The sequence below is a fragment of the Neisseria sp. P0021.S005 genome (genome assembly GCF_051956955.1).
The window spans coordinates 1-10,353 of the sequence record NZ_JBQCWY010000071.1; the positions used below are offsets into that span (position 1 = coordinate 1).

Consider the following 10,353-nt stretch of genomic DNA (forward strand, 5'->3'; position numbering starts at 1 on the left):
AGCTAAAGTCAACCGTGACGACTTGGCCGTTGCTTCCCTGCTGAAAAACCGCGACCCTGAGTTGTACGCTTCTCTGAAAAAAGAAGCCAAAGCCGACAACAAAGGCAAATAATCAAGCCATTCAAAAGGCCGTCTGAAATTCGTTTTCAGACGGCCTTTTTACTTTCTGCACACTAAGGGCATGTCGCATACATGCCCTTTTTCATTTACGGCTGATACTGTTTGAAATAATCCAACACCGTTTGCGGCAGCCATTGCAGATTCAGACGGCCCCAATCGCGACTGACAAAGCCGACATGCCCGCCGTATGCCGGTTGCAGCAGCGTAACGGCCGAGGACACGTCCCGCCCGGTCGGCAGGGCTTCCGGCGGCAGGAAGGGGTCGTTGACGGCATTGAGCAGCAGCAACGGTGTATCCACGCCTTTCAGAAATGGCTTGCAGGAATTGCGGCGGTAGTAATCGTGGCGGTCGGCAAAACCGTGAAGCGGCGCGGTAAAGCGGTCGTCAAAATCGCCAAGCGTTTTGCAGTTTTGCCGGCTCAAGGCCGTCTGAAACTGAGGAATCGCTCGGGCTTTCGGCAGCAGCGAATTCAAAAAATAACGCGTGTAAATCAGTCGCGTCATGCCCTGATCAAAACGCGTACCGGCCGCCACGGCATCGACCGGCGCGGAAACGACGGCAGAAGCACGCGGAACGGCATTGCTGCCCTGCTCGCCCAGATATTTGGCCAAGGCATTGCCCCCCAAAGAAACGCCGACGGCGTAAATGGTTGAATAGCGCCGGGCCAGCGTGTTGAGCATAAAGGCGATTTCAGTCGTATCGCCGAGGTGGTAGAACACGGGCGCGGTGTTTGCGATGCCGCCGCAACTGCGGAAATGGGCAACCACGCCGTTCCAACCGCGCTGCTGCACGGCTTTCATCAACTCGACCGCGTAATGGCTCTCGCTGCTGCCTTCCAGTCCGTGAAACAAAACCACCAACGGCGCATCGGGATTGGCACTATCGACAAAATCGTAGGCAACTTGGGTTTTGCCGGTACTGTCGGGCAAAAGCTCGCGGCGGTAGTCGGGCGCCTTGCCTTGCAGCAACTTGGCAAACAGGGTGTCGGCGTGGCCGTTTCTGAGCCAATAAGGTGTGTTGGGCAAACGTATATTCATAGTTTATTTCTTCTGTTTTTCAGACGGCCTGAAGATAAGCATATACACCAGCAAGGCAGTCAGCGTGCCGTTTGTCCAACCTGCCCAAACATCGGTGGGATAATGCACGCCCAAATAAATGCGTGAAAACCCGGTCAACAGGGCAAAGGCAATACCGGCCACCCAAGCGGCGCGGCGGTAGCGCGTGCGGCGGCAAAGCAATATCAGCATGACGGCAATGGCGGCGGAAAACGTACTGTGGCCGCTGGGGAAGGAAAAATTGCTCTCTTCAATTAGGCGCGGCCAAAGCAGTGGGCGTTCGCGGGCAAACCAAACCTTCACAATCAGCATGTTCACAGTCGGCACCAATGCCGCCAACACGCAAAACAGTGCTTCGCGCTTCTTATCGGCGAAATACAGGGCGGCGGCAACCGCGCCGATTAGCGGCACGGCAATCGCGGTTTTGCCCAGATAGTGCAACACGGTGGCAATCGGGTCAAACCATGTGCCCGCGTGGGCATGGACGGCGTGCATCAGCGGCGGCTCGAAAGCGAAGCCGCCATATTGCGCCAGCCAAATGCCGATAACGAGGGTCGGCGGTAAAAACAGCAAAGAAGCGAAAGCCAGTGCGCGTTTGGCTTGGGCTGGAGACAAGTGCATTATTCCACCGTTTCTTTCAAAGTCGCGCCAATCGCCTGCAAACCCTGCAACGCATCTGCCCACGCCGCATCCAGCAAGCGGCATGCCTCGCCTTCCGCTTTGATGCCGAACTCGATATGCGGCGGAATATAACGGCCGTCTGAAGCGGTACGGCCCACGGTGGGCAGGCTGTACGAACGGATACCGGCGTAGGTACGCTCAAGATGTTCCATAATCGGCGTAATGCGCGATTCGGGTTGGTCGAACACATACACGCTGCGGCTGCCGCGTTCGGTTTGGTTGAAGCGGTCGGCGTAATAAGTTTCCAATACCCATTCGGCCATCGGGTGCGCCATCACGGGGAAGCCGGGGAAGAAATAATGCTCGCGGATGGAAAATCCGGCGATGTTGTTAAACGGATTGGGTACCAATTCCGCGCCTTCGGGAAAATCCGCCATTTTCAGACGCTGGGCGTGTTCCGGCGAATCGAGCGGCTCGCCGCGTTTCAGGGTTACGCCTTCGATAAACTTGGCGGCTTCAGGATGGCGGATAACGGGCAAATCCAAAGCAGCCGCTGCGGCTTGGCGCGTATGGTCGTCAGGTGTAGAGCCGATGCCGCCGGTAACGAAAGTCGGCAGGCCGTCTGAAAAGCTGCGGCGCAGCTGTTTGACCAGCAATTCGGGTTCGTCGGGCAGATATTGCACCTGATTGAGTTTCAGCCCGTGCGATTCCAATAAAGATTTGAAAAAGGCGAAATGCTTGTCTTGGCGGCTGCCGTGCAGGATTTCATCGCCGATGATAATGAGGTTAAAAGCGTTCATGATGAGGTTTCTTTAATACGGCCTTCCGAACATTCAGACGGCCTATTGCTGACAATGTATTCCATTTATAAGATAATGGTTTCAACTTTTCAAGTCTGGAGAAATTCCCATGAGCCAAAACCATACCATTTTACAAAATCTCCCCGTCGGTCAAAAAGTCGGCATCGCCTTCTCCGGCGGCCTTGATACCTCTGCCGCGCTGTTGTGGATGAAACTCAAAGGCGCGCTGCCTTACGCCTACACCGCAAACCTCGGTCAGCCCGACGAAGACGATTACAACGCCATTCCTAAAAAAGCGATGGAATACGGCGCAGAAAACGCCCGCTTAATCGACTGCCGCGCGCAGTTGGCACACGAAGGCATCGCCGCCATCCAATGCGGCGCGTTCCACGTTTCCACCGGCGGCATCGCCTACTTCAACACCACACCTCTGGGCCGCGCCGTGACCGGCACCATGCTCGTTTCCGCCATGAAAGAAGACGACGTGAATATCTGGGGCGACGGCAGCACCTACAAAGGCAACGACATCGAGCGTTTCTACCGCTACGGCCTCTTGACCAATCCCGCGTTGAAAATCTACAAACCTTGGCTCGATCAACAATTTATCGACGAACTCGGCGGCCGTCACGAAATGAGCGAATTTCTGATTGCCAACGGCTTCAACTACAAAATGTCGGTTGAAAAAGCCTATTCCACCGACTCCAATATGCTCGGCGCAACGCATGAAGCCAAAGATTTGGAATTCCTCAACAGCGGCATCAAGATCGTTAAGCCCATCATGGGCGTTGCCTTCTGGGACGAAAGCGTCGAAGTCAAACCCGAAGAAGTCAGCGTGCGCTTTGAAGAAGGCGTGCCGGTTGCATTAAACGGCAAAGAATACGCCGACCCCGTCGAACTCTTCCTCGAAGCCAACCGCATCGGCGGACGCCACGGTTTGGGCATGAGCGACCAAATCGAAAACCGCATCATCGAAGCCAAATCGCGCGGCATCTACGAAGCCCCGGGCATGGCATTATTCCACATCGCCTACGAGCGTTTGGTGACCGGTATCCACAACGAAGACACCATCGAACAATACCGCATCAACGGCCTGCGTCTCGGCCGACTGCTCTACCAAGGCCGCTGGTTTGACAGCCAAGCCCTCATGTTGCGCGAAACCGCACAACGCTGGGTTGCCAAAGCCATTACCGGCGAAGTTACCCTCGAACTGCGCCGCGGCAACGACTATTCGATTCTGAACACCGAATCGCCCAACCTGACCTACCAACCCGAACGCCTGAGCATGGAAAAAGTTGAAGACGCCGCATTCACCCCGCTCGACCGCATCGGCCAACTGACCATGCGCAACCTCGACATCACCGACACCCGCGCCAAACTGGGTATTTACTCGCAAAGCGGTTTGTTGTCCTTGGGCGAAGGTTCCGTATTGCCGCAGTTGAACAATAAAGAGTAGAATCATAGGGGGTCTTAAGGCCCCCTTATTTTAAAGGAATAAAATGAAAGAATATAAAGCCGTCATTTATCAAGAGAACCTGCTTTCCAGCTTGATTTTCGGCAGCGCCAAAATCAATCCGGTCAAATTCAGCGATTTCCTCAACAGCCACGCTTCGCAAGGCTGGAAGGTCGTTACCATGGAAAAAGACCAGCGCCGCATGCTGCTGTTTTTCGTGCGTGAAGCCTACGTCGTCATTTTGGAAAAAGAACGTGTTTAAGCTCGGCGTCTATGCCTGTCTCGGATTGTTCGTCGGCTGGGTGTTGCTCTTGATTTTGCAACTGTGGTTTGCCTTTATCGACGCCGATTTGTTTTTCAAAATCTCCCTGACCATGGCCGGTCTTTTCATTATCATTCTGGCCAGCTTACTGGTCATCGGCCAGTATTTTGCCGAAAAGAAAATGAAAGACGACGGATTTATCAACTGATACCGCTTTAAAAACACCCTATTTTGAAAACTTAACGCAACATCCTTGTTTAATAGACAAGGCCGTCTGAAATTTAAGTTTCAGACGGCCTTATTACCCTTCCCAAATTTATCAAATACCATGAAATTCTTTTCTCACTTTTATCTTGAAAATCATATGTATTTCAACGACTACTTGAAATACATCCTGATTTTCGCCGCCCTCGTCATCCTCCTGCTCGCCGTATCGCAATACCTGCGCCACCGCATGGACACCAAATACCGCGACCTGAGCATTATTGCGCTGCTGTTGCTCATCCTCATCTGCGGCACGCAATATCTTTCGTACAGCGAGCGTCAAAACTTTGCCGCCGACACTTCGCGCATGGTGGGTTTTCTCAATGCTTTGATTGAAAACCAAAAAGTTGAAAAACAAGACATCATCGTCAACAGCACGCGCCTGTTCAACGGCATGATTATCGGCATTAAAAACCAATACTACGAAGTCCATTTCAATCAAGACTTCTCCGCCTACACGCTGACGCCCATCAATTTGGTCAACAACAATATCGAACTCATCGATAAAGAATAACAGGATACACACACATGGAAGCATACTCCCTGCTCGCCCTCAAACTGCTGATGGGTTTTTTAGGTTTGATTTTGCAAATCAACCTCTTAGGCAAAGGCAACCTCGCGCCGACCTCCGCCATGGACCAAGTGCAAAACTATGTACTCGGCGGCATCATCGGTGGCGTGATTTACAGCGACAGCGTCGGCCTGTTGCAATTTTTCCTCGTGCTGATTTTGTGGACGCTGTTGGTCTTGAGCCTGAAATTCATCAAAAACCACAACCGCTGGGTCAAATCCATCATTGACGGCAAATCCGTCTGGGTTATCGTCAACGGCGAAATCCAAACCGATGAATGCATGAAAAACGGCATCAGCGCGCACGACCTCATGTTCAAACTCCGCGCCGCCGGCATCTACGAAATCTCTGCCGTCAAACGTGCCGTGATGGAACAAAACGGCCAGCTCGCCGTCATTAAGTACGGCGACGAAAGCCTGCGCTATCCACTGATTACAGACGGCCAAGTTGACCCCGACATCCTCGAAATCATTAAGCGTGATGAAGAATGGCTGCAACAGGAACTCGACCGCCTCCACCTTGAAGCCTCGCAAGTCTATATCGGCGAATACATAGACGGAAAATTGGTGGCACACCGTTATCCTTCTTGATTTGAAAATAGCAGGCCGTCTGAAACCTTGATTTCAGACGGCCTTTTTGTATTCAGCCCAAACACTGATTTTTTAATCGCGATATTCAAACCTTGCACCCAAAAATTGAGCCAGTGCGGAGACGTGGGAATGTCGAGGGTCTTTGACGGCGGTCAGCAATAAAATATTGCCGTGCTGTTTTTCCAAATCCAGCAGCCGCTTGATGGCGGCTTGTGCAGTTTCATTGTGCAACTCTTCGTGATAACGGCTGACAAAACCGTCAAAATTTTGAGCCGGATTTTCGTGATACCAGCGGCGCAGGTTTGCACTGGGCGTAATGTCTTTCAGCCAAAGCGCAGTGGCAAAAACCTCTTTGCGGACGCCGCGCGGATAGAGGCGGTCGATAAAGACGGCGGTTTGTTTAGAATCGGGTTGATAGGCGTAAATGCGTTGTACGGTAAACATTATGTCTGCCTTCAAATCGATTCAGGCCGTCTGAAAATTCAGACGGCCTGATGTTTTTTAGGATTTAAAACAGTTTTTTGACTTCGGCTTCGATATCGTCGGCACGCATAAAGGTTTCGCCGATCAGGAAAGTATGCACGCCGTGGCCGCGCATGAAATCGACGTCTTCTTTGTTGCGGATGCCGCTTTCGGTTACAACGGTTTTGCCGCTCAACTCAGGCAAGAGGTCGAGGGTTTGTTGCAGGGTCACTTCAAACGTACGCAGGTTGCGGTTGTTGACGCCCCACAGCGCTGTGGTCATGTTGCGGCATTTTTCCAGCTCGGACGCATCGTGCAATTCCAACAATACGGTCATGCCCAATTCGTGGGCGACGGCTTCAAAACGCTCAAGTTGCTCGGCTTCCAATGCGGCGGCAATCAGAAGAACCGCATCCGCACCCCACGCGCGCGCCTGATAAATTTGGTATTCGTCGATGATAAAGTCTTTACGCAAGACCGGCAGCGCCACGGCCGCACGCGCCTGTTTCAAATACTCCGGCGAGCCTTGGAAATAAGGTTCGTCCGTCAACACGGACAAACAGGCCGCACCCGCTTTTTCATAGGCAACGGCGATTTCGGCAGGATGAAAATCAGGGCGGATCAGGCCTTTGCTCGGGCTGGCTTTTTTGACTTCGGCAATAATGGCGGGCAGGTTTTGTGCGTGTTTTGCACGGATCGAGCCGATAAAGCTGCGAACCGGCGCAGCAGCCTGCGCTTGGGCTTTGATGTCTTCCAAGGAAACGGCGGCTTTTTGGGCGGCCACTTCTTCTGCTTTGGTGGCAAGGATTTTGTTGAGAATATCGGTCATGGCGTTTTTCTACTGAGCTGATTTTCGGGTTTAAATCGTGCAACATGCCGTTGCCGATTAGGTTTCAGACGGCCTGAATGCCGTTATTTTAATGGTTTGAAAAAAGGCGGGCAAGAATGCCCGCCTTTGTGCTTGCTTCAATTTAGTGATGAATGCCCAAAACGGTCGCGTTGTGGCTGATGATTTCGTCCGCCAAAGACGGATTGTCGTTCAGCTTGATGCCGTAACCGGGCACCAATTCTTTCAGACGGCCTGACCATGATTCGGCATGATCGGGGAAGCATTGGTGAACAAGTCTGATCATCAGCGGAACTGCTGTCGATGCACCGGGAGACGCGCCCAGCAATGCGGCCAGCGAGCCGTCGGCATGGGCGACGATTTCGGTACCGAATTGGAGTACGCCGCCTTTTTTCGGGTCTTTTTTGATGATCTGCACACGCTGACCGGCGGTAATCAGTTCCCAATCGTCAGGATTGGCTTCGGGATAGTAGTCGAGCAGCGAGGCGAAGCGTTCTTCTTTGGTTTTGCGCAATTCGCCCAAGAGGTATTTGGTCAGCGGCATATTGTCCCAACCGGCGCGGAGCATGGGGTAGAGGTTGTCCATGTGGATGGACATCGGCAAATCCATGAGCGAGCCTTGTTTGAGGAAGTTGGGGCGGAAGCCTGCATACGGGCCGAACATCAAATGGCGTTGGCCGTCCACGTTGCGGGTATCCAAGTGCGGAACGGACATTGGGGGCGCGCCGACGGAGGCTTGGCCGTACACTTTGGCGTTGTGTTGCGCGGCCGTTTCGGGATTGCTGTTGCGGAAGAAGAGGCCGGAAACCGGAAAGCCGCCGTAGCCTTTGCCTTCGGGGATACCGGATTTTTGCAGCAGGGTCAGTGCGCCGCCGCCTGCGCCGAGGAAGACGAAACGGGTGCGGAGTGTCAACGGGTCGTCATCGTCTTTGGTGCTGCTGGTTTTCAGCACCCATGCGCCGTCCGATTCGCGGTTGAGGTCGTCGACATGGCGGTTGAATTTGATTTTTACGCCTTTGTCGCTCAAGTATTTGACCATCTGGCGGGTCAGGCTGCCGAAATCGACGTCCGTGCCTTCGGCGGAGTAGTTGGCGGCGATGGATTGGTTTTCATCACGGCCGTTGATAACCAGCGGCGCCCATTCGGCAATTTTGGCGCGGTCGGTAGAAAACTCCATTTTTTCAAAGAGTTTTTGGTTTTTGAACACGTCGAAACGTTTTTGCAGATAACTGCAATGGTCGGCGTTCATCACCAGCGACATATGGGGGACGGAATTGATGAAAGTGCGGTCGGTCAGTTTGCCTTCTTCGACCAAAGTCGCCCAAAATTGGCGGCTGATATGGAATTGTTCGGCAATATTGAGGGCGCGGGTCGGATCAATCGTGCCATCGGCAGTCAGGGGCGCATAGTTCAATTCACACAGCGCAGAGTGTCCCGTACCGGCATTGTTCCATGCATTTGATGATTCCAACGCTACATCTTCCAAGCGTTCGATCAGGGTGATTTCCCAAGATGGTTCGAGTTCTTTGAGCAATACGCCCAAAGTAGCGCTCATAATGCCGCCGCCTACTAATACGACATCGGTTGCTTCAGCCATGGTTTTACTCCTACTAAAGTCAGGCATGGTTTGCCTTGTGGTTATCTATCATTATAAACAACTGATTTCATAGGAATTATTTTGTATTTTTGTTGTGTGTGAAACTTTTGTTGCCTGCTGAGTTTCCGAGCGTAAATGGCGGAAGGCAGTTTCGGTTTGGGTTCCAGATTTCAGGTCTTTATAATATGTTATTGAGAATTTAGTAGATTTTACGGAGAAATGCAAAGATTTTCTGTTCGGTTCATATAAAAATAAGAGATTAGGTCGTCTGAAAACGTTTTCTTAACCTTTATCCGCCAACGTTTGCCAAGAAAAAAGAATTTTTCATTTCTTTTTTAATTGACCGTTTTTGTCAGCAATTTCAGCGCTAACAAACGTGAATCAACCGCCAATCTGCTATCATTTCGACTTATCCCACAACAAGGCAAGCCGCCATGTATCTGACACAAGAAAAACCCTACCGCCCCCTATTGGTCGCACTGATGTTCCTCACCCTGCCGCTGGCGATGATATTGCACAATATCGTGCAAATCGCCTTTTCAGACAGCCAAGGACTGCTGGTCACAGTCAAAAACGGCACATGGGCATGGCAAAGCGGCTGGCAGGATTCCGTCGCATGGTTTGTCTGCGGCATGTTTGCCTTCCTCAACTTGCCGATTGCCGGCGGACTGACCAAGCTGGCGTATAAAAAAATGATGCGCCGGCATTCGCGTTACGCCATCTTCCTTGCCGGTGTCGCAGCGTGTGCCTCAGCGGTGGCAGGCTTGATTTTTGAAGCCATCTTAGGCAATGCCGCATTGGCAGGCATGCGTGGGCAAGGCGTGTTCTACTACACCCTCTCCGTATGGATCATCGCCATGCTGACCCTGCCCAAACAGCTCACGCGCGCGCCGGAGCAGCCCATCGTCTTTCACAAGATGAAACGTTGATTCAACAGGCGCAAACATTTTCAGACGGTATGCTTTCCGTTACCATTACATCCAACGCGTTTTAACCAATAAGGAATAACAAATGAATCAGGCGCAACAGCTCCGCGACGGCATACAGGCACTGGGTTTGGACATCGACGAAGCCAAACAAGCCAAACTGCTAGACTATGCCGCCCTGCTGCAAAAGTGGAACAAAACCTACAACCTGACCGCCCTGCGCGATCCCGCCCAAACCGTCAGTCATCACCTGCTCGACAGCCTGACCCTCCTGCCCTATATCGAACACGCGCAAACCATGCTTGACGTCGGCTCCGGCGGCGGACAGCCCGGCATACCCACTGCCATCTGCCGCCCCGACCTCGACATTACCCTCCTCGATGCCAACACCAAAAAAACCGCCTTTCTGCAACAAGCCGTCATCGAACTCGGCCTTAAAAACGTCCGCGTCATCAGCGGCCGCGTAGAAGCCGCCGCCGACTGCCGCGCCGACGTCATCACCAGCCGCGCCTTTGCCGAACTCGCCGACTTCGTCAACTGGACCGAACACCTCCTCAAAGACGGCGGCTACTGGGCAGCCATGAAAGGCGTATATCCGCAAGAAGAAATCGACAAACTCCCCGAAAGCGTCGCCGTCGAAAAAGTCGAAGCATTGCACGTCCCCCAACTCAATGCCGAACGCCATATCGTCATCATCCGCAAAAAGGCCGTCTGAAAACAACCCAAGCATACCGAATAACGGTACAATCCAGCCATCCACACTTAACACGACAGCAAAGCACATGAGC

13 protein-coding genes and 1 pseudogene are annotated in these 10,353 nt (G+C 52.6%); 8 read left to right on the forward strand and 6 right to left on the reverse strand.

All coding sequences use genetic code 11. The annotated features are described in order from the left end of the window. Positions 1-112: pseudogene (locus ACTHUE_RS06230) on the forward strand (transcriptional regulator); the annotation flags it as partial. Positions 113-206: 94 nt separating this feature from the next. Here ACTHUE_RS06230 and ACTHUE_RS06235 read toward each other — a convergent pair. From ACTHUE_RS06235 to ACTHUE_RS06245, 3 genes are read right to left on the reverse strand one after another with little or no spacing between them, the layout of a single operon-like run. Beyond that, a complete protein-coding gene (locus tag ACTHUE_RS06235; RefSeq protein ID WP_070695193.1) occupies positions 207-1,157 on the reverse strand; it encodes a YheT family hydrolase in 951 nt (316 codons plus the stop codon). Positions 1,158-1,160: 3 nt separating this feature from the next. Beyond that, positions 1,161-1,796, reverse strand: coding sequence for a phosphatase PAP2 family protein (locus ACTHUE_RS06240; RefSeq protein WP_070695192.1), 636 nt, complete (start codon positions 1,794-1,796; stop codon positions 1,161-1,163). Beyond that, positions 1,796-2,596: a competence/damage-inducible protein A gene (locus ACTHUE_RS06245; RefSeq protein WP_070695191.1), complete on the reverse strand. Its 801-nt coding sequence runs from the start codon at positions 2,594-2,596 to the stop codon at positions 1,796-1,798. The genes ACTHUE_RS06240 and ACTHUE_RS06245 overlap by 1 nt, the downstream gene beginning before the upstream one ends. A gap of 109 nt (positions 2,597-2,705) precedes the next feature. On the opposite strand from ACTHUE_RS06245, the gene argG reads away from it, so the two are divergent. From argG to ACTHUE_RS06270, 5 genes are all read left to right on the forward strand, one after another. Continuing rightward, positions 2,706-4,049 carry an argininosuccinate synthase gene (argG, locus tag ACTHUE_RS06250; protein WP_440361268.1) on the forward strand — a complete coding sequence of 448 codons (1,344 nt, stop codon included), beginning with the start codon at positions 2,706-2,708 and terminating at the stop codon, positions 4,047-4,049. A gap of 43 nt (positions 4,050-4,092) precedes the next feature. Then, positions 4,093-4,308 carry a DUF4177 domain-containing protein gene (locus ACTHUE_RS06255; RefSeq protein WP_036493650.1) on the forward strand — a complete coding sequence of 72 codons (216 nt, stop codon included), beginning with the start codon at positions 4,093-4,095 and terminating at the stop codon, positions 4,306-4,308. Then, on the forward strand, positions 4,301-4,516 hold the full coding sequence (locus ACTHUE_RS06260; RefSeq protein ID WP_070695190.1) for a hypothetical protein: 216 nt from the start codon (positions 4,301-4,303) through the stop codon (positions 4,514-4,516). Before ACTHUE_RS06255 ends, ACTHUE_RS06260 begins: the two co-directional genes overlap by 8 nt. Before the next feature lie 120 nt (positions 4,517-4,636). Next, complete coding sequence (locus ACTHUE_RS06265) at positions 4,637-5,086, forward strand: DUF3290 domain-containing protein (RefSeq protein WP_036493644.1); 450 nt, start codon at positions 4,637-4,639, stop codon at positions 5,084-5,086. 14 nt (positions 5,087-5,100) lie between these two features. Beyond that, positions 5,101-5,733, forward strand: coding sequence for a DUF421 domain-containing protein (locus tag ACTHUE_RS06270; RefSeq protein WP_440361269.1), 633 nt, complete (start codon positions 5,101-5,103; stop codon positions 5,731-5,733). A 72-nt stretch (positions 5,734-5,805) separates the two neighbouring features. Here ACTHUE_RS06270 and ACTHUE_RS06275 read toward each other — a convergent pair whose 3' ends face one another. The 3 genes from ACTHUE_RS06275 to ACTHUE_RS06285 form a co-directional block, all read right to left on the reverse strand. Beyond that, positions 5,806-6,177, reverse strand: coding sequence for a DUF488 domain-containing protein (locus ACTHUE_RS06275; protein ID WP_440361270.1), 372 nt, complete (start codon positions 6,175-6,177; stop codon positions 5,806-5,808). Between the two features lie 64 nt (positions 6,178-6,241). After that, positions 6,242-7,024: an indole-3-glycerol phosphate synthase TrpC gene (trpC, locus tag ACTHUE_RS06280; protein WP_440361271.1), complete on the reverse strand. Its 783-nt coding sequence runs from the start codon at positions 7,022-7,024 to the stop codon at positions 6,242-6,244. Between the two features lie 142 nt (positions 7,025-7,166). Next, positions 7,167-8,639 (reverse strand): malate:quinone oxidoreductase, encoded by a 1,473-nt coding sequence (locus ACTHUE_RS06285; protein ID WP_070695188.1) that lies wholly within the window; start codon positions 8,637-8,639, stop codon positions 7,167-7,169. A 434-nt stretch (positions 8,640-9,073) separates the two neighbouring features. On the opposite strand from ACTHUE_RS06285, the gene ACTHUE_RS06290 reads away from it, so the two are divergent. Further along, on the forward strand, positions 9,074-9,568 hold the full coding sequence (locus tag ACTHUE_RS06290) for a hypothetical protein (RefSeq protein WP_440361272.1): 495 nt from the start codon (positions 9,074-9,076) through the stop codon (positions 9,566-9,568). Positions 9,569-9,650: 82 nt separating this feature from the next. Then, the gene (rsmG, locus tag ACTHUE_RS06295) at positions 9,651-10,280 is read left to right on the forward strand and encodes a 16S rRNA (guanine(527)-N(7))-methyltransferase RsmG (RefSeq protein WP_036493627.1); all 630 of its coding nucleotides are present in this window, start codon (positions 9,651-9,653) and stop codon (positions 10,278-10,280) included. Positions 10,281-10,353: the final 73 nt, after the last annotated feature.